18 protein-coding genes are annotated in these 17,635 nt (G+C 64.2%); 13 read left to right on the top strand and 5 right to left on the bottom strand.

Annotated elements, in window-relative coordinates:
- Nucleotide 1: 1 nt before the first annotated feature.
- Nucleotides 2–478, top strand: coding sequence for a 30S ribosomal protein S9 (gene rpsI / locus ACVJ6E_RS09510; protein ID WP_120268038.1), 477 nt, complete (start codon nt 2–4; stop codon nt 476–478).
- An 83-nt stretch (nt 479–561) separates the two neighbouring features.
- Here the strand turns inward: rpsI and ACVJ6E_RS09505 are convergent, their stop codons facing one another.
- From ACVJ6E_RS09505 to ACVJ6E_RS09495, 3 genes are all read right to left on the bottom strand, one after another.
- On the bottom strand, nt 562–1,107 hold the full coding sequence (locus ACVJ6E_RS09505; protein WP_120268037.1) for a hypothetical protein: 546 nt from the start codon (nt 1,105–1,107) through the stop codon (nt 562–564).
- 70 nt (nt 1,108–1,177) lie between these two features.
- Nucleotides 1,178–1,636, bottom strand: coding sequence for a hypothetical protein (locus tag ACVJ6E_RS09500; protein WP_147421833.1), 459 nt, complete (start codon nt 1,634–1,636; stop codon nt 1,178–1,180).
- Between the two features lie 90 nt (nt 1,637–1,726).
- Nucleotides 1,727–2,149 (bottom strand): Lrp/AsnC family transcriptional regulator, encoded by a 423-nt coding sequence (locus tag ACVJ6E_RS09495; protein WP_120268036.1) that lies wholly within the window; start codon nt 2,147–2,149, stop codon nt 1,727–1,729.
- 188 nt (nt 2,150–2,337) lie between these two features.
- Here ACVJ6E_RS09495 and rocF point away from each other — a divergent pair, with 188 nt between their 5' ends.
- The 3 genes from rocF to ACVJ6E_RS09480 all read left to right on the top strand — a co-directional run bounded on the left by rocF (nt 2,338) and on the right by ACVJ6E_RS09480 (nt 5,559).
- Complete coding sequence (gene rocF, locus ACVJ6E_RS09490) at nt 2,338–3,291, top strand: arginase (protein ID WP_120268035.1); 954 nt, start codon at nt 2,338–2,340, stop codon at nt 3,289–3,291.
- 28 nt (nt 3,292–3,319) lie between these two features.
- On the top strand, nt 3,320–4,531 hold the full coding sequence (rocD, locus tag ACVJ6E_RS09485) for an ornithine--oxo-acid transaminase (RefSeq protein ID WP_491676433.1): 1,212 nt from the start codon (nt 3,320–3,322) through the stop codon (nt 4,529–4,531).
- 212 nt (nt 4,532–4,743) lie between these two features.
- Nucleotides 4,744–5,559 carry a sterol desaturase family protein gene (locus ACVJ6E_RS09480; protein ID WP_120268034.1) on the top strand — a complete coding sequence of 272 codons (816 nt, stop codon included), beginning with the start codon at nt 4,744–4,746 and terminating at the stop codon, nt 5,557–5,559.
- Here ACVJ6E_RS09480 and ACVJ6E_RS09475 read toward each other — a convergent pair.
- Nucleotides 5,556–6,173, bottom strand: a complete 618-nt coding sequence (locus ACVJ6E_RS09475) for a DUF6653 family protein (RefSeq protein ID WP_208996641.1) — start codon at nt 6,171–6,173, stop codon at nt 5,556–5,558. The genes ACVJ6E_RS09480 and ACVJ6E_RS09475 overlap by 4 nt on opposite strands.
- Before the next feature lie 150 nt (nt 6,174–6,323).
- Nucleotides 6,324–8,129 (bottom strand): PHA/PHB synthase family protein, encoded by a 1,806-nt coding sequence (locus tag ACVJ6E_RS09470; RefSeq protein ID WP_120268033.1) that lies wholly within the window; start codon nt 8,127–8,129, stop codon nt 6,324–6,326.
- A 161-nt stretch (nt 8,130–8,290) separates the two neighbouring features.
- Here ACVJ6E_RS09470 and ACVJ6E_RS09465 point away from each other — a divergent pair, with 161 nt between their 5' ends.
- The 9 genes from ACVJ6E_RS09465 (at nt 8,291) to ACVJ6E_RS09425 (ending at nt 17,629) form a co-directional block, all read left to right on the top strand.
- Nucleotides 8,291–8,824, top strand: coding sequence for a hypothetical protein (locus ACVJ6E_RS09465; protein WP_147421832.1), 534 nt, complete (start codon nt 8,291–8,293; stop codon nt 8,822–8,824).
- Nucleotides 8,825–8,998: 174 nt separating this feature from the next.
- Nucleotides 8,999–10,216, top strand: a complete 1,218-nt coding sequence (locus ACVJ6E_RS09460; RefSeq protein WP_120268031.1) for an LL-diaminopimelate aminotransferase — start codon at nt 8,999–9,001, stop codon at nt 10,214–10,216.
- A 51-nt stretch (nt 10,217–10,267) separates the two neighbouring features.
- Complete coding sequence (locus ACVJ6E_RS09455; RefSeq protein WP_120268030.1) at nt 10,268–11,590, top strand: homoserine dehydrogenase; 1,323 nt, start codon at nt 10,268–10,270, stop codon at nt 11,588–11,590.
- 37 nt (nt 11,591–11,627) lie between these two features.
- Nucleotides 11,628–12,626 carry a class II fructose-bisphosphatase gene (glpX, locus tag ACVJ6E_RS09450; RefSeq protein ID WP_120268029.1) on the top strand — a complete coding sequence of 333 codons (999 nt, stop codon included), beginning with the start codon at nt 11,628–11,630 and terminating at the stop codon, nt 12,624–12,626.
- Nucleotides 12,627–12,649: 23 nt separating this feature from the next.
- Entirely contained in the window at nt 12,650–14,479 is a 1,830-nt protein-coding gene (gene recJ, locus ACVJ6E_RS09445; RefSeq protein ID WP_120268028.1) for a single-stranded-DNA-specific exonuclease RecJ, read from the top strand.
- Between the two features lie 113 nt (nt 14,480–14,592).
- Nucleotides 14,593–14,796: a hypothetical protein gene (locus ACVJ6E_RS09440; RefSeq protein WP_147421831.1), complete on the top strand. Its 204-nt coding sequence runs from the start codon at nt 14,593–14,595 to the stop codon at nt 14,794–14,796.
- An 84-nt stretch (nt 14,797–14,880) separates the two neighbouring features.
- Nucleotides 14,881–15,792 (top strand): nitrilase-related carbon-nitrogen hydrolase, encoded by a 912-nt coding sequence (locus ACVJ6E_RS09435; RefSeq protein WP_120268027.1) that lies wholly within the window; start codon nt 14,881–14,883, stop codon nt 15,790–15,792.
- Nucleotides 15,793–15,796: 4 nt separating this feature from the next.
- Nucleotides 15,797–16,201, top strand: a complete 405-nt coding sequence (locus ACVJ6E_RS09430) for a DUF423 domain-containing protein (RefSeq protein WP_120268026.1) — start codon at nt 15,797–15,799, stop codon at nt 16,199–16,201.
- A 174-nt stretch (nt 16,202–16,375) separates the two neighbouring features.
- A complete protein-coding gene (locus ACVJ6E_RS09425) occupies nt 16,376–17,629 on the top strand; it encodes a sarcosine oxidase subunit beta family protein (RefSeq protein WP_120268025.1) in 1,254 nt (417 codons plus the stop codon).
- Nucleotides 17,630–17,635 lie beyond the last annotated feature (6 nt).

The raw sequence follows: 17,635 nt of genomic DNA, 5'->3' as shown, positions 1-17,635 counted from the left end.
CATGGCTGAGCTCCAGTCCCTCGAAGAACTCGGCGGCGCCATGGGCACCGCCCAGGCCGAAGCCCCGGTGCATGTCCAGAAGCTGGACTCCCTCGGCCGCGCCTATGCCACCGGCAAGCGTAAGGACGCCATCGCGCGCGTCTGGATCAAGCCGGGCACGGGCAAGATCACCATCAACAAGAAGGACTACTCCGCGTATTTCGCGCGTCCGGTCCTTCAGATGATCCTGCGCCAGCCGATCGTCCTGACCGACCGCGATGGCCAGTACGACGTGATCGCCACCGTTTCCGGCGGCGGTCTGTCCGGCCAGGCCGGCGCGCTGCGTCACGGCATCTCCAAGGCTCTGACCCACTATGAGCCGGAGCTGCGCGGCATCCTCAAGAAGGAAGGCTTCCTGACGCGCGACAGCCGCGTTGTGGAGCGTAAGAAGTACGGCCGCCGGAAGGCTCGCCGGAGCTTCCAGTTCTCCAAGCGCTGATCGTCACCGATCACCTTGCGACACTCTACGGCCCGCCTCTGGCGGGCCGTTTTGCGTTCTGCGCATATTTTGATTTTCGGAATTCAGCTCAGGTCGAGGAGGCCGCTCTTTTGCAAGCGGCGCCGGGGAAGCTCGATTTCTTTCAGCTTCCGTCGCCTGTTCGGTGGCGAGAACCCATCGCACAACTCCACGGTCATGGGATGCTGGGAAGACGGGTGCACACCTCCAAACTTGGTGGTGTCGCCGGATTCGAATTCCCACCCATCCGTCGAGTAGCGGCATTGGTAATCGAGGTGAGTTAGTCGGAGCGACTGGTTGCGAAGGCCAGCCCAGTCGGCAAGAGACGCCATCGCTAGGTTGACTTCTGCGGGCGCGCCACAAACCACGCCGTTCTTGAGGATCCAGTGATCCGAGAGCTGAACCAGTGCCTCCGCCAACATAAACGGACAGATGCCCTTGAGGCCAAGCTCGAGATCGCGCCGCGGCTTGAGCTCTTCGAACGGAGTATCTTTCACGAGACACAAGTAGACGACGAGCTTGATGATTCCGGAAAGTTGGCGTTCCTCCAGCCATATTGCCGACCAGACACCCAACTCCGCTGTCGTCCTGCTGTATCCCAGGGACTGCATTGTATCTCTCAGTATCCGTTGTGCTTTTGAAACCGGCAAAGCAACGGTTCGGGTTGCGGTTCGATCCATTCTAACGTCTTCGGTTTCTTATGGGCATCAACGCAAGCCTGACAAGAAACGCATGCGTGGCAAATATCATCAAGAGTTTGATGGGGTATGGAAGTGCCCGTAATTCGGTGGGCTGATAGGCCGGAACGATAGAAGACTTGACGGTAATTGCGAGTGAGATCGCAGACAGGACAAGAGCGATATGCCACGTCTTGCTCTTTACAAAATAACGAATGGTCAGTGGGCTGTGTGACGTCAGACGCAACGAGGAAAGTGTCCGCCAGGAACATGCTATTCCCGAGGCAGCGATAACGAGAAAAAACGGGATAAAGTTGGTGAGCGTGTTCGCGTGCTGCCACTCCCGCAGAACGAATGGCGCAGTCACGTTGTCGATCAGCAGGATCCAGGTGCCGACAGCGACGACCAGCCCGATTGTATAGGTCGCAGTAAAGACCAGGGCGATGGCTACAAAAATTTTCACGTTTCAGCCAATATGAGGCGATCGGGTTTTGCGGTGCCTGACTGGCATGCATAGGATTTGGGCAAACCCAATCGACGCTAGCTTTCTGCACTACCCTTTGCGAGATGACAACAGGATGCTGGTTTCCGAGCCGGCTATCCCATCGAGCAGGCGGACGGTGGAGAGCAAGCGGTCGAACGCCTCCAGCGTGTCGGTCTCCAGTTCGGCGACCACATCCCAGCGGCCGTTGGTCGTGTGCAGGGCCCGCACTTCCGGAAAGCCCTGCAGCCGCCGCACCACGGTCTCCGCCCGGTGCCCCTCGACCTCGATCATCATGATCGCACGCACGCGGCCGCCGGCCTCGTGGCTGCGAAGGCGCACGGTGAACCCCTGAATGACGCCCGTTTCCGTCAGTCTGTCGATACGCGCCTTCACGGTCGCCCGCGATACGCCGAGGTCGGCCGCAAGGGAGGCAACGGGCAGGCGCGCGTCGTGGCGCAACAGGGCTATGAGTCGGCGGTCCAGATCGTCCATCTTGTCACTTTGCCAGACTGAGTTTTTCAGTTTGTAAGATCATATCGACAATCTGACGAATTATCACCTGTTCGCTCACTCTTCATCCGGACATCATTCGACCTGAGCTAGGCTGTCGCTGACGGTTGCCGGATCCATTTGCCCGGCAGATCGTTGATGGATCAGACAGCAAGGCAGGAGACGGATGCATGTCGACGGACAGGACCCAACCGATCGCACTTCTTGGCGTGCCGCTGGAGGCAGGCACGGGACGGCGCGGCGCCGCCATGGGGCCGGCGGCACTGCGCGTCGCAGGTCTTACAGAGCGGCTTGAAGCGCTCGGCTGGTCGGTGAGCGATTTCGGGGATGTCGTGCAGATCCCTCTGGAGCGGATTGCTCCGCTCCACCTGCCGGGCAGGGCGCATGTGCCTGAGGTGGTCGCCTCCTGGGTGCGCCCGCTGGCGCATGAAGCGCGTCGCCTGTGCGATGACGGCCATCTGCCGGTGTTCATGGGCGGCGACCATTCGCTCTCCATGGGCTCTCTCTCCGGGGTCGCGAGCTACTGGCACGAGAAGGGGCGCCCTCTGTATGTGCTCTGGCTCGACGCGCATGCCGACTTCAACACGCCGTCCATTTCGCCCTCCGGCAATCTCCACGGCATGTCGCTGGCGCTGGCGGCGGGTGAGGAGGAACTCTTTCCCGTGATGGCCGATGCGCCGCGCGCCGTCATCGATCCCTCCCGCATGTGCGTTTTCGGCGCCCGCTCCATCGACCCCCAGGAGCGCGAACTGCTGCGCCGCCGCGGCGTGACGGTCTGCGACATGCGGCAGATCGACGAGAACGGCGTCTCGCTTCTCATGCGGGACTTTCTGAAGAAAGTCAGTCAAGAGGGCGGTGTTCTTCATGTATCGCTTGATGTGGATTTTCTCGATCCCGGCATTGCCCCCGGCGTCGGCACCACCGTTCCCGGCGGGGCCACTTACCGCGAAGCCCATCTGGTGATGGAGCTGCTGGAGGATGCCGGCGTCACCGTGTCGCTCGATATCGTCGAGCTCAACCCCTTCCTGGACGAACGCGGCCGCAGCGCCATCGCTCTTGCCGAGCTTGTCGCCAGCCTCTTCGGCCAGGACGTCATGGACCGCCCGACCCAGGCCTTTGCCTGAAACGGGCACCGAATTAATGGAGATGGATGTGACCCGCCTGCCCGAAGACTATATCGCCGCCGAACACGAGCTCGGCGCGCACAACTACAAGCCGATCGACGTCGTGCTGACGCGGGGCGAGGGCGTCTGGCTGTGGGATGTCGACGGCAACCGCTACATGGATTGCCTTGCGGCCTATTCGGCGGTCAATCAGGGGCACTGCCACCCGAAGATTCTCGCGGCGATGACCGAGCAGGCGGCAAAGTTGACGCTCACCTCCCGCGCCTTTCGCAACGATCAGCTGGCGCTTCTCTATGAGGATCTCGCCAGGCTCACGGGCGCTCACAAGATCCTGCCGATGAACTCCGGCGCCGAGGCGGTGGAGAGCGCCGTCAAGGCGGTGCGCAAGTGGGGGTATGAGGTCAAGGGCGTCCCGGCCGGCAAGGCCGAGATCATCGTCTGCGCCAACAACTTCCACGGACGCACCCTCGGGATTGTCGGGTTTTCGACCGATCCCGTGGCCCGGACCGGTTTCGGCCCCTTCGCTCCGGGGTTTCGGGTGGTTCCCTTCGGCGACATCGATGCGCTCGAACAGGCGATTACCCCGAACACCGTCGCCTTCCTCGTCGAGCCGATCCAGGGCGAGGCCGGCATCCTGATCCCGCCTGCAGGATATTTCACCCGCGCCCGGGAACTCTGCACGCAGCACAACGTCACGCTGATCCTCGACGAGATCCAGACGGGTCTGGGCCGGACCGGCAAGCTGCTTGCCGAGGAGCATGAGGGCATCGAGGCGGACGTCACGCTGGTCGGCAAGGCGTTGTCGGGCGGCTTCTATCCGGTCTCGGCAGTGCTCTCCAACTCGGAGGTGCTGGGCGTCCTGCAGCCGGGCGAGCACGGCTCGACCTTCGGCGGCAATCCGCTGGCCTGCGCGGTCGCCCGAGCGGCGCTCCAGGTGCTGACTGAGGAAGGGATGATCGAGAATGCCGAACGGCAGGGGCAGCGCTTCATCGAAGGCCTGCGCTCGATCCGCTCCAACGCCGTGCGCGACGTGCGCGGTCGCGGTCTGATGTTGGCCGTCGAGCTGCATCCCGAGGCCGGCGGCGCCCGCGCCTATTGCGAGGCGCTCCGGGAGCAGGGAATCCTTGCGAAGGATACCCATGACCACACAATCCGCATCGCCCCGCCGCTGGTCATTACGGCAGATGAGGTCGACTGGGCGCTGGAGCGCTTCAATACGGTACTAACGACGACCCAATAACGTGACTTGAGCCAAGCGCTTCCTGTTAAATTTCTGGAGTGATTGGGCGCATTCAGATACATTTTTGCCAACAACGGCGGGTCGCAAGCGTGTTTCCACGCAGTGTCGACCCGCCAGGAAGAATCCGGGGCGGTCCCCCTGTATGGACATGCTCCTAGGGCGGAGTGGCAGCTTGCTGCCACTCCGCCCGCTGTGTTTCGGGGCGCGTTTGCATGGGAACTGTCGAGTATCTGGTGAACGTCGCTCTGGAATTCCTGCCGTTCCACGCGGCAGCATATGGAATAAATGTCATTCTGTATTTTGCAACCGGCTTGGTATTGGTCGCAATTCAGTCCCGCTATCCGGAGCGGCGCATTCAACAGCGCCGCCGTGGCGAGATACGAAAGTGGCGCGAGATCCGCCAGAGCCTGTTGTCCCTGACCGTTACCTCGGGATGCATCGCCGCGGGTGTTTTCGCATCGGTGAAGGGCTGGACCCTTGTCGCACCGCTTCCGCTCACATGGTGGTCGGCAGTGCTGATGTTCGTGGTCTCCGTCATCGCCTTCGATGCCTGGTTTTACTGGGGCCATCGACTGATGCACACCCCGCGGCTCTACCGCTTTCATGCAGAGCATCACCAATCCGTGGCGCCCACCGTTTGGAGCACCTACAACGACAGCCTTGTCGATGCGTTCGTGATGCAGAGTTATTACCTCTGGATTCCCTTCGTTCTACCTATCCCGATAGAGGTCTTGATCCTCCACAGGCTTGTCGATCACTTCAACGGCACCATCGGCCATTCGGGCTTCGAATTCTACGCTTCCCCGTTGGCACGCGTGCCTTCGCCGATGGTGTGCGTGACTTTTCATGATCAGCACCATTCCCGGTTCCGCTACAACTACGCCAACTTCTTCTCGTTCTGGGATCGTCTGTGCGGAACGCTGCATCCCCGTTACGATCAGGAAGTCCGTCGTCTGGAAAAATGGGATGAGGGACAGGAGGAGGGCAGCCTGGAGAACCGGGCGGATCTTGAGGGGGTCTCTCGCTAGGAAGCGCTACGGCGCGCCAGATCATGGCGCGAGGCGTTGTCGTTGTCTGGAACGACAGTCCAGGAGCGGTAGACCGGATGAGCGTCGCGCATCCGGTCATAGAGCAGCACCATTCCGGACAGGAACGCCATTTTTGCCGCATAGGTGACGACCGTACCGATGAGAACCATCGAGAGGTTCAGCGTCATCGCGCCCCACATGCCCAGCACGAAGCCGGCAGAGGTTGCCAGAGACAGGACGATGGCGCGGCGGTTGTCGTCGGAGGGGATCGGGACAACGGCCCGGTTGAGCCAGACCCGTTCGCCGAAGGTGGCGCGCGCGTGCCAGGTGTCCAGCCGCCGCGGCGGTGGAAAGATGCGCGGATTGAGCCAGAGCCACAGGCACACGGTTGCAATCGACAATCCGGCCAGCGGCCAGCCGAACCAGCCATGCGACCAGACAGCGAGGTACAGTAGCGGCAAAGTGGCGAAGCGGGTCCATACGCTCCATCCGCTCGCGTGACGATGCCATACGTCCGCGTCCATGCCGAGCATGCGCAAGCGGCCGGCATTCATCGGCCGGTAGACCGAATAGTGCGCGGATCTCGGCCGTGTCCTGGCCTTTTGCTGCTGCATCTCTCGCATCTCTTGCGACGTCCGGGCGCAGCTCCCAGTATTCTGGAGTTTGGTGCGGCCCGATGGCGGTTCCTCAAGCTGGGGAGTTTAACGCAGCCACCCGTTTCTCGCCACCCGAGATGCCGATCGTGGTTTGCAGCTGGTAAGGGTTCAGGAACTTGCCTTGACGTAGCTGCCCGGCGCGTCCTCGACGATCTTCATCCGGTTGGCGCCCGGCTTGCGCGGCTTCGCAGTCGTTCCCTCATGCTTGCGGATCCAACTGTCCCAGTGCGGCCACCAGGACCCGGGGTGCTCCTTCGCCTTGGGGAGCCAGTCCTCATAGGCACCCTTGGGGCGCGGGCCCGTCCAGTACTGGTACTTGTTTCGGGCAGGCGGATTGACGACGCCGGCGATATGGCCTGAGCCCGACAAGACGTAGTCGACCGGTCCGCCGAAGAACTGCGAGCCCAGGAACACCGACTGCGGCGGCGCGATGTGGTCCTCGCGGGTGGCGAGGTTGTAGATCGGGATCTTCACCTTGCCGAGATCGAGCTTCTCGCCGCCAATCTCCATCGCGCCCTTGCTGAGGCGGTTTTCCAGATAGCAGTTGCGCAGGTAGAATGAGTGGTTTGCCGCCGGCATGCGCGTGGAATCCGAGTTCCAGTACAGCAGGTCGAACGGGAACGGCTCGCGTCCTTTCAGGTAGTTGTTGACCACATAGGGCCAGATGAGGTCGTTCGAGCGCAGAAGGTTGAAGGCCGACGCCATCTTCGAGCCGTCGAGATAGCCCTTCTCGCCCATGCGCCGCTCGACGGCCTGGATCTGCTCTTCGTCGACGAAGACCTTCAGGTCGCCGGCATGGGTGAAGTCGACCTGGGTGGTGAAGAAGGTGGCGCTGGCGATGCGCTCGTCGCCGGTTGCCGCCATATAGGCGAGCGTCACGCCCAGCAGCGTTCCGCCGACGCAATAGCCGATGGCGTTGACCTGCTCCTCGCGGGTCGCCTTGCGGATGACGTCCAGCGATTCAAGGATGCCTTCGCGCATATAGTGCTCGAAGCCCTTGCGCGCTTGCCGTTCGTCCGGGTTCACCCAGGAAATGACGAAGACCGTGTGTCCCTGGTCCACCGCCCATTTGATGAACGACTTCTCCGGCGTCAGGTCGAGGATGTAATACTTGTTGATCCAGGGCGGCACGATCAGCAGCGGCCGCTTCAGCACGGTCTCCGTGGTCGGCTCGTACTGGATCAGCTGGCGCACGTCGTTCTGGGCGATCACCTTGCCGGGAGTCAGGGCCAGATTGGTGCCGACTCGAAACTTGGTCGGGTCGGACTGGCGGATCTTAAGATCGCCCTTGCCGGCCTCGATATCCTCAGCGAGCAGCTTCATGCCGCGCACGAGATTTTCACCGTTGGATTCCAGCGTTTCGCGCAGGAGCTCCGGATTGGTCAGGACGAAGTTGGACGGCGACAGAGCGTTGGCGATCTGCTTGACGTAGAAATCGGCCTTGTGGCGCGTATGCTCGTCCAGGTCGGACGCCTCCACCACCATCTGCTCGGCCCATTGCGAGGTGATGAGGTAGAGCTGCTTCACGAAGTCGAAAAACTGGTTCTCGCTCCACTCCGGATCGCCGAAGCGCTTGTCGCGCGGGTCCGGGCTCGCGGCCGGGGCAGAGTGCTCGCCCATCATCCGCTTCAGCGAGGAATTCCACAGGTCGATATATTTGCCCCACAGCCGCGTCTGCGCTTCGAGCGCGCGCTGCGGGTCGGACATCCAGTACTCTCCGACCTGGGCCAGGGTCTTGAAGATCACCGTCAGCTCGTCGCTGGTCTCCGGTTTGATCTCGCCCTTTTCGCGCGGCTCGACATAGGCGGCCATCGCACGCCCGGCATTTTCGATGATACGACCGAGATTCTGAGCGAATGCCTCTGGATTCTTGACGATGTACTGCAACAGCGGACTGGTCTTCTCGTCAGTCATCCCCGGCCTATCCTCCACTTTTTGCCTGGCTACAACCGCTGATCTCGCCGGTGCGGATCGCAAGCGACTGCCAGTCGCGCTTCCATTTGCACCCCTTGTCCGCTTGACGCCATAATAGCGCTGGATGACGTCAGACTGACAAGTTGGACAAAGCGCTTACAATGTCGTACGTCCCCAGCAACTTGCAAGCGGTGACGCTCGGGAAATTCGTGCAGGACCACGGTTACATGCGTGCAACGGTCTTCACCACCATTTTGGCATCGGCGCTGGTCGCCGGATGCGCCTACGCGCCTTCAGGAACCCTGATCGACGCGCTGGAACCGGAACACTCGCCGCGTGCGGCGGTGACCTCTCCGGCAGGTACGGGTCAAGCTACATCGCCGGCCATCGCGACGGAGACCATGGCGCCCTTGACCCCGCCGGTGGCCTATGGGCCGACCGGCGTGCCCGCCGTTTCGGGGCCGGTCGCGGAACAGGGAATCGCAGGAGCCGCTCGCGTCCGCGACGCCGAAGGGTTGCTCACCGAGGATGCCGCTGCGGCCACCCGCAGCCGTCTCCAGGAAATCGCTCGTTCGCGCGGCGGTTCGCGCCCTGCGGCCTCCAACAGCAACAGTGTCAACCAGCTCAAGATGCTCGGCGAGAGCCACGGCGCCCGCGCGATCTCGGAGATCGAGGCGGACGGCGCCAGCGAATAGGGCCGCCAAACGCTTTCCAGCGCGGATATTTTGGCCTCAACGCCTTTTTGCCGATGCGCGGCGGCGCGGCCACTGGTATGTAGCCGCCGTTTGGCGTCGTGCTTTGGCCGACGCCTCTAATGCGCCCGAACGAAAGGTGCGCGCAGACCACGCTTTGCGGGTGAGGATTGGACCATGGAAGAGTTCTACCAGACGCGGCGCTTGCCGCCCTATGTCTTCGAACAGGTCAACCGGCTCAAGGCGAAGGCACGCGCAGCAGGCGCAGACATCATCGACCTCGGCATGGGCAATCCCGACCTGCCGACCCCCAAGCATATCGTCGACAAGCTGACGGAGACCGTCCAGAATCCCCGGACCCATCGCTATTCGGCGTCCAAGGGCATTCCGGGACTGCGCCGCGCGCAGGCGGCTTATTACGAGCGCCGGTTCGGCGTGAAGCTGAACCCGGAAACCCAGGTCGTCGCGACCCTGGGCTCGAAGGAGGGCTTCGCCAACATGGCGCAGGCCATTTCCGCGCCAGGCGACGTCGTGCTGGTGCCGAACCCCAGCTATCCGATCCACGCGTTCGGCTTCCTGATGGCGGGCGCGGTCCTGCGCTCAATTCCCTCCGAGCCGGGACCTGAAGTGTTCCATGCGCTGGAGCGTGCGCTCATCCACTCGGTGCCGAAGCCGATCGCGATGATCCTGTGCTATCCGGCGAACCCGACCGCCTATGTGGCCGACATCGAGTTCTATCGGGACATCGTCGCCTTCGCGAAGAAGCACGACATCTTCGTGCTCTCCGATCTCGCCTATTCCGAGATCTACTTCGGCTCCACGCCGCCGCCTTCGGTGCTGCAGGTGCCCGGCGCTATCGATGTGGCCGTCGAGTTCACCTCGCTTTCCAAGACGTTCTCCATGCCCGGCTGGCGCATGGGCTTTGCCGTTGGCAACGAGCGGCTGATCGCAGCGCTCGCCCGGGTGAAGTCCTATCTCGACTATGGCGCGTTCACGCCGATCCAGGTCGCCGCCTCGGCCGCGCTCAACGGTCCAGATGACTGCATCGTCGCGGCGCGCGAAACCTACCGCAAGCGTCGCGACATCCTGGTCGAGTCCTTCGGCCGCGCCGGCTGGGACGTCCCGGCGCCGGAAGCGTCGATGTTCGCCTGGGCGCCGATTCCGGAGAAGTTCCGCCACCTCGGTTCTCTGGAATTCTCCAAGCTGCTCATCGAGCATGCGGACGTTGCCGTTGCTCCCGGCCTCGGTTTCGGCGAGTACGGTGACACCCATGTGCGCATCGCGCTGGTGGAAAACGAGCAGCGCATCCGCCAGGCGGCGAGAAGCCTGCGTCGCTTCCTTGAAACCGCGGATGAAAAATTGCACAACGTCATCCCCATCGGAGCCTCGGGTTAAGGGCGTGCCGCCTCGCGCGGCGCGTCACTCCTCAAACGGATCGCGATCTTCATGAAATCTGAATTGCGCGTCGGCGTTGCCGGCCTCGGAACGGTTGGTGCCTCTCTTGTTCGCCTGCTTCGCCGCAAGGCGGACAGTTTTGCCGCTCGCTGCGGCCGCCCCGTCACCGTTACCGGCGTTTCGGCGCGCGATCGCACCCGTGATCGCGGCATCGACCTTTCGGGCATCACCTGGCACGACAAGCCCGAGGATCTTGCCGTCTCCCCGGATATCGATGTCTTCGTCGAACTGATCGGCGGCGACAACGGTCCGGCCGAGGAGAGCGTGCGGGCAGCCCTGGCCGCCGGAAAGCACGTCGTGACCGCCAACAAGGCGCTGCTCGCTCGCCACGGCGTCGAACTCGCCCGCCTTGCCGAGGAAAACGGCGTCAGCCTTGCGTTCGAGGCAGCGGCGGCTGGCGGCATCCCCGTCATCAAGGCAGTGCGCGAGTCGCTTGCCGGCAACGACATCTCGCGGATCTATGGCATTCTGAACGGGACCTGCAATTACATCCTGACCCGGATGGAGCAGGAGGGGCTGGACTTTTCCGAGTGCCTCGCCGACGCCCAGCGGCTCGGCTATGCCGAGGCTGATCCGACCTTCGATATCGAAGGCTTCGACACCGCCCACAAGCTGGCGCTCCTGACCTCGCTCGCCTTCGGCAACGAGATCGATGCCGATGCGATCTATATCGAGGGCATCTCCTCGATCACCCGCGCCGACATCGAGGCTGCGACCGAGCTCGGCTATCGGATCAAGCTGCTGGGCGTCGCCCAGAAGACCGATAGCGGCATCGAGCAGCGCGTGCACCCGACCATGGTGCCGCGCGCCTCGGCCATCGCGCGCATCGACGGCGTACTGAACGCGGTCGCGATCGACGGCGACGCCGTCGGCGAGGTCGTGCTTGTCGGTCCCGGCGCCGGCGGCAACGCCACCGCATCGGCCGTCCTCGGCGACATTGCCGATATCGCCCGCGGCCTTGCCATTCCCGCACTCGGACGTCCGGTCGACAAGCTGTCTCCCTACAAGGCGGCGCGCATGCGCATGCATGAGGGAGGCTATTACATCCGGCTTGCGGTCTACGACCGGCCCGGTGCCTTTGCGGAGATCGCCCGGATCATGGCCGGCGAGGGCATCTCGCTGGAGTCCATCGTCCAGCGGGACCGCACCCGCCGGGTCGGCGACCAGACCCCGCATGGCGACACGCCGCAACCCGTGATCCTGATCACCTACGAAACCACCGAGGCCGCGGTGAAGCGGGCCCTCGCGACGATTTCTGCACAGAATGTCGTTGCCGGGACCCCGCAGCTCATCCGCATCGAGAAACTCGGCTGACCGATCCGCCCCTATCACGCGCCTTCGAGGAACCCTGATGTCCAGCAACGCAGACCTTCATAGCGAAGCACTCGACCGTATCCTGACCCTGGAGCTCGCCCGCGTCACCGAGCGTGCCGCCGTTGGCGCCGCCCGCCTGCGCGGTCGCGGCGACGAGAAGGCTGCCGACCAGGCCGCGGTCGACGCCATGCGCCGGGAGCTGAACCGTCTGCCGATCGACGGCACGGTCACCATCGGCGAGGGCGAGCGCGACGAGGCGCCGATGCTCTACATCGGCGAGAAGGTCGGCACGGGCGAGGGGCCGGAGGTCGACATCGCTCTCGACCCGCTCGAGGGCACCACGATCTGCGCCAAGAACCTGCCGAACTCTCTGGCGGTCATCGCGATGGCGCCGAAAGGCGGCCTGCTGAACGCGCCGGACAGCTACATGGAAAAGATCGCCATCGGTCCGGGCTACCCGGCCGGCCTGGTCGATCTCGACGCGCCTGTCGCCGACAACATCAACGCATTGGCCAAGGCCAAGGGCGTTCCGGTTGCCGAGATCACCGCTTGCGTGCTTGATCGTCCGCGCCACGCCCGCCTGATCGAGGACCTGCGCGCCACCGGCGTTGCCGTGCGTCTGATCGGCGACGGCGATGTGGCCGGCGTCATCCACACCACGGATCCGCAGGAAACCGGCATCGACATCTACATGGGCATCGGCGGCGCGCCGGAAGGCGTGCTTGCGGCGGCTGCGCTGCGCTGCATCGGCGGCCAGATGCAGGGTCGTCTCGTGATCACCCGCGACGAGCAGATCGAGCGCGCCGGCCGCATGGGCATCGACGACATCCATCGCAAGTACACGATGGAAGAGATGGCCCGCGGCGACGACGTGCTGTTTGCCGCCACCGGCGTGACCGACGGCAACTTCCTGCAGGGTGTGCGCTTCGGCCGTGGCGATATCACCACCCACACCGTGGTCATGCGCGCGGCGACCGGTACGGTGCGCTACATCAAGGCGCGCCACACCCAGCTCGACAAGTTCCACCTCGACTGAACGGAGAGGGCCGTACCCGCCAGATGACCGGCATTGACCAGACCGCTTCGACGGACGACGGGCGCCGCCGTGTTCTCGGCGTCACCCGTTCCGCCGGCGAGCGGACCTGGCGGGAGCGGCTGACACAGCCGCAGGCCGCAACGGCGCTGGCAATCGCCCAGCGCCTCGGCGTTCCGGAGGTTGTCGCCCGGGTGATGGCCGCGCGCGACGTCCCGCTGGAAGCCGCAGAGCGGTTTCTCGATCCGACCATCAAGGACCTGATGCCGGACCCCTCGTCGCTGAGCGACATGGAGGCTGCCGTTGCGCGGGTCGCGGACGCGGTCGGTGCCGGAGCTCGGATTGCCATTTTCGGCGATTACGACGTGGACGGCGCCACATCCTCCGCCGTGCTGTCGCGCTATCTGTCCGCAATCGGCATCGCCAGCCGCATCCACATCCCCGACCGTATCATCGAAGGCTACGGCCCCAACGGGCCGGCCATCCGCATGTTGCGGGAGGAGGGGGCAGGGCTCCTCGTCTGTGTCGATTGCGGCAGCGTTTCGTTCGAGGCCTTTGCCGAAGCGCGCGAGGTCGGGTTGGATGTGGTGGTGCTCGACCATCACCAGGTTGGCGAAGAGCTGCCCGCCACCGCCGCTCTGGTCAATCCCAACCGCCAGGACGACCTGTCCGGCCTTGGCCACCTCGCCGCGGTCGGCGTCACCTTCGTCTTTCTCGTCGGGCTGAACCGCGAGCTCCGCCGTCGCGGGATGTTCCGCACGAGACCGGAGCCTGATCTGCTGGCGCTGTTGGATCTCGTCGCAGTCGGCACGGTCTGCGACGTGGTGCCGCTGAAAGGGCTAAACCGCGCCTTCGTCAGGAAGGGGCTACTTGCCATGCATGGCCGCGCAAATGCCGGTCTTGCCGCGCTCGGTGACGTGTCGCGCGTTCACGGCCGGGCAACGCCCTATCATCTAGGTTTCATGATCGGCCCGCGCATCAACGCTGGCGGACGCATCGGCGATGCCGCGCTCGGGGCGCGGCTTCTCACCACCGACGACATAGACGAGGCGCGCACCATCGCAGAACGGCTCGACGGGCTGAATGCCGAGCGCCAGGCCATCGAGGCCGAAATGCTGCTGGAGGGCGATGCCCAGGCGTTGATCGCCACCCAACAGGACGACCCGGCCGTTCTCCTCACCGGCTCGCCCGGATGGCATCCCGGCGTCGTCGGTCTCGTCGCTGCGCGCCTCAAGGAACGTTATCGCCGACCGGCCTTCGCCATCGCCTATGACGTCGATGGCAAGGGGACAGGCTCCGGGCGTTCGATCCCCGGTGTCGATCTGGGGGCCGCCGTGCGGCGCGCCGTCGAAGAGAAGATACTGGAAAAGGGCGGCGGACACGCGATGGCCGCCGGTCTGACCGTACGCCGCGAGAAACTCGCCGACCTTGCCGCCTTCCTGCAGGACGCGCTGGCCGAGGACGTTGCCGCCGCACGCTCGGCGACCGAACTGAAGATCGACGGCGCCATGACGGCGGGAGCCGCCAGCGCCGATCTTTTGCACATGCTGGAAACGGCAGGCCCGTTCGGCGCCGGCCACCCGGAACCTGTCTTCGCCTTTCCCAGCCACCGCGTCACCTTCGCCGATACGGTCGGCAAGGGACATGTGCGCCTGACACTGGCCGACGGCGGCGGCAGTACGCTCAAGGCCATTGCCTTCAAGGCTGCGGACACGCCGCTCGGTCAGGCGATCCTGGGTGCTCGCGGCAGTGCCCTGCACGTCGCCGGCGCGCTGTCCCTCGATACCTGGCAGGGGCAGGAGCGCGTGCAGTTGAGGGTGATCGACGTTGCCGATCCCCAGCGCTCCCGTCTCTGAGGTCGGCCGGACCGGCTCGGAATCTTCTGCCCATCGGCATTTCCTGCCTCGTTAAGGAAGGCGAAACTCCGCCCGCGCTACCGTGATCCTGGATGGATTTGCGGGATGGAATCATGACTCCTCGGGCTCAGTTGCGTCATTTGATGGCCGAAGTCGACACTGCTGCGGACAATGCAGAGCGCGCCTTGCGCCGCCTGCAGGCACAGGGCGTTTCCACGACCGTTCCCGAGCGTGCACCTGCCGCAACGCCGCTGCGTGCCGGGCTCGTGCTCGCCAGCCTGCTGATGGCGGCCAAGGTCATCATCTCCAACGATTGAGCTGGCAAATGCTGCCGGGGATTTTGACCGGCGGCACAATTTGTCGCCTTGATTGTATCGGGCGTTGGGGCCAGCATCCGGCCCATGAACACGTCCTCCTTTCCCGAAACATTTCGTCTCGCGCTTTGCGCCTTCAATCTCGGCATGGGCGGCCGAAGCCGAGAAGCATTCCTTTCCGGCATTTCGCAGCGCCTTGCCCGTGCCCATGCCCAGGGTGCCGAGCTCCTGGTGCTTCCCGAATATCTCAGCGAGGCGTTTCTCGCCTGGAAGCCGAGGGGGCTGAAGCCCACTGAAGAGCTCGCCTTCATGGCGGCAGAGGCGGAAGCCCTGCTGCCGGAAATGGCTGCCCTGGTTGCTGAACACGGCGTGTCGCTCGTCGCCGGCTCCGTGCCTTGGGCAAATGGAAAGGGCGGCTTCGTCAATCGCGCGGTCGCCATGCTCGCCGACGGGCGCAGCATCGCCCATGACAAGCTCGCCCTGACGCCGTTCGAGCTCGACCGCGAAAGCTGGCTTCTTACCCCCGGCGACAAGGTGGTCCGCTTCGAATTCGCCGGCCTCTCGATGATGATGCTGATTTGCCTCGACATCGAGATGCCGGCGCTCTCCAGCCTCATCGCCCGCGATGCGCCGGATCTGCTGATCGTGCCGTCGATGACGTCCAGCCTTGCCGGCTATCACCGCGTCTTCGGCTGCGCCAAGGCGCGGGCTGTCGAGCTGATGTGCTCCGTCGCCGTTTGCGGTGTGGTGGGTGCTTCGCCCGGCACGACCCAGAACGACACGAATGTCTCCGGTGCTGCGCTCTATATCCCGTGCGAACCTTCCCTCGGCTATCGCGGTGTCGTGGCGGAGATCGCTCCGATCGACGGGACCAAGGGCGAGGAACCGCTTCTCGTCGTCGATGTCCCCGTTGCGGCGATCCGAGCCTTACGCGCAGGTGGCGCCGAGGTCTGGCCGGGCAACTGGTCGGCGGATCACGTCACATTGTCGAGCGAGTGAGCCAATGAGTTTCCTGGATAGTTCGCAAGTCTCTGGCGGCGACCGCATCAATGGTGCCGTCGTGCTGCTTGCCGGCCTCAGCGGCGGGCTGGGTGTCGCACTTTCGGCGATGGCAGCCCATGTTCCAGGCGGCGATTTGTTGTCGAACGCGGCCAACATGCTGCTCTTCCACGCGCCGGCCTTTCTGGCGTTGGCGGCGCTGAGGAACAGCGGCTTGCGTGGAATTCTGGCAGGTGCCGCATTGGTTCTTGCCGTCGGACTTGCGCTGTTTGCCGGCGATATCGCTTCGCGGGTCATGCTGGGGCACCGGCTGTTCCCGATGGCCGCGCCCGTAGGCGGCAGCCTCATGATCGCCGGCTGGGCAGGCATCGTGCTGGCCGGTATCGTGCGACTGGCGCGCCGGGCCTGAGGCCTGTCTGCGCAAGGCTGTCGCAGGTGCGACGCAAAGCCTCGACGGAATGTCGTTTTTCGGCAAGAGCGGCTGCCGGATCGGTAGCACAACGGGAGTGAGGGCGTTCGCAACGCAACTCCGCTGGTGCGGCGTTGCCCGCGCCCGCGAGAGCGCCGCCGGCAAGAGGACCGCATGACACGCTTCTCCTTCTGGGACCTGGCCTTGAAGGCCCTCAATGCCCATCAGGATTGGGGCCACCAGTGGCGCAAGCCCGATCCCAAGCCCGAATACGACGTGATCATCATCGGCGCGGGCGGCCATGGCCTTGCCACCGCCTATTATCTTGCGACCGAGCACGGCATCACCAACATCGCCGTTCTGGAAAAGGGCTGGCTCGGCGGCGGCAATACGGGCCGCAACACCACCATCGTGCGGTCCAACTATCTCTGGGAAGAGAGCGAGGCGCTCTACGACCACGCGATGGACCTGTGGCAGGACCTGTCGCAGGAGCTGAACTACAACGTCATGTATTCCGCGCGCGGCGTGATGATGCTCGCCCATACGGTTCACGACATCCAGGTCTTCAAGCGGCACGTGCATGCCAACCGGCTGGCCGGCGTCCAGAACGAATGGCTGAGCGCGGAGGAAGCCAAGGAGTTCTGCCCGCCGCTCAACATCGGTCGCAACATCCGCTATCCGGTGCTCGGCGCCGCGCTCCAGCGCAAGGGCGGCGTTGCCCGCCACGATGCAGTGGCCTGGGGTTACGCCCGCGGGGCGGACCGGCGCGGTGTCGACATCATCCAGAACTGCGCCGTCACGGGCATCCGCCGCCACGCCGACGGATCGGTTGCCGGCGTCGAGACCTCGCGCGGCTTCATCGGGGCGAAGAAGGTCGGCGTGGTTGCAGCCGGCCACACCTCGGTCGTCATGGACATGGCCGGCGTGCGCATGCCGCTGGAGTCCAATCCGCTGCAGGCGCTCGTTTCCGAGCCGGTGAAGCCCTGCTTCCCCTGTGTGGTCATGTCCAACACGGTGCACGCCTATATCTCGCAGTCGGACAAGGGAGAGCTGGTGATCGGTGCGGGTACCGACCAGTATGTCTCCTACAGCCAGACCGGCGGCCTGCAGATCACAACCCACACGGTCGATGCGATCTGCGAGCTGTTTCCGATGTTCCGCCGCATGCGCATGCTGCGCAACTGGGGTGGTATCGTCGACGTCACGCCGGACCGCTCGCCGATCATCGGCAAGACCCCAGTGCCCGGCCTTTATGTCAATTGCGGCTGGGGTACGGGCGGGTTCAAGGCGACACCGGGCTCGGGGCATGTCTTCGCCCACACCATCGCGCGGGACGAGCCGCACCCGGTCAATGCGCCGTTCACGCTGGACCGGTTCCGTACCGGCCGGCTCATCGACGAGGCGGCGGCTGCAGCCGTCGCGCATTGAGGCCCG

The organism is Stappia sp. G46H5W, assembly GCF_058448995.1.
Note: the sequence above shows the minus strand (reverse complement) of the source record. Positions and strands in the feature narration are given on the sequence as shown.

Coding starts and splice junctions, on each gene's coding strand:
- ACVJ6E_RS09495 (WP_120268036.1), bottom strand. CDS start 2,149: ATGGACGATCTGGACCGCCGACTCATAGCCCTGTTGCGCCACGACGCG.
- ACVJ6E_RS09440 (WP_147421831.1), top strand. CDS start 14,593: ATGACTCCTCGGGCTCAGTTGCGTCATTTGATGGCCGAAGTCGACACT.
- ACVJ6E_RS09430 (WP_120268026.1), top strand. CDS start 15,797: ATGAGTTTCCTGGATAGTTCGCAAGTCTCTGGCGGCGACCGCATCAAT.
- ACVJ6E_RS09465 (WP_147421832.1), top strand. CDS start 8,291: ATGTCGTACGTCCCCAGCAACTTGCAAGCGGTGACGCTCGGGAAATTC.
- recJ (WP_120268028.1), top strand. CDS start 12,650: ATGACCGGCATTGACCAGACCGCTTCGACGGACGACGGGCGCCGCCGT.
- ACVJ6E_RS09455 (WP_120268030.1), top strand. CDS start 10,268: ATGAAATCTGAATTGCGCGTCGGCGTTGCCGGCCTCGGAACGGTTGGT.
- ACVJ6E_RS09425 (WP_120268025.1), top strand. CDS start 16,376: ATGACACGCTTCTCCTTCTGGGACCTGGCCTTGAAGGCCCTCAATGCC.
- ACVJ6E_RS09475 (WP_208996641.1), bottom strand. CDS start 6,173: ATGCAGCAGCAAAAGGCCAGGACACGGCCGAGATCCGCGCACTATTCG.
- ACVJ6E_RS09480 (WP_120268034.1), top strand. CDS start 4,744: ATGGGAACTGTCGAGTATCTGGTGAACGTCGCTCTGGAATTCCTGCCG.
- ACVJ6E_RS09505 (WP_120268037.1), bottom strand. CDS start 1,107: ATGCAGTCCCTGGGATACAGCAGGACGACAGCGGAGTTGGGTGTCTGG.
- glpX (WP_120268029.1), top strand. CDS start 11,628: ATGTCCAGCAACGCAGACCTTCATAGCGAAGCACTCGACCGTATCCTG.
- rocF (WP_120268035.1), top strand. CDS start 2,338: ATGTCGACGGACAGGACCCAACCGATCGCACTTCTTGGCGTGCCGCTG.
- ACVJ6E_RS09435 (WP_120268027.1), top strand. CDS start 14,881: ATGAACACGTCCTCCTTTCCCGAAACATTTCGTCTCGCGCTTTGCGCC.
- rpsI (WP_120268038.1), top strand. CDS start 2: ATGGCTGAGCTCCAGTCCCTCGAAGAACTCGGCGGCGCCATGGGCACC.
- ACVJ6E_RS09470 (WP_120268033.1), bottom strand. CDS start 8,129: ATGACTGACGAGAAGACCAGTCCGCTGTTGCAGTACATCGTCAAGAAT.
- ACVJ6E_RS09460 (WP_120268031.1), top strand. CDS start 8,999: ATGGAAGAGTTCTACCAGACGCGGCGCTTGCCGCCCTATGTCTTCGAA.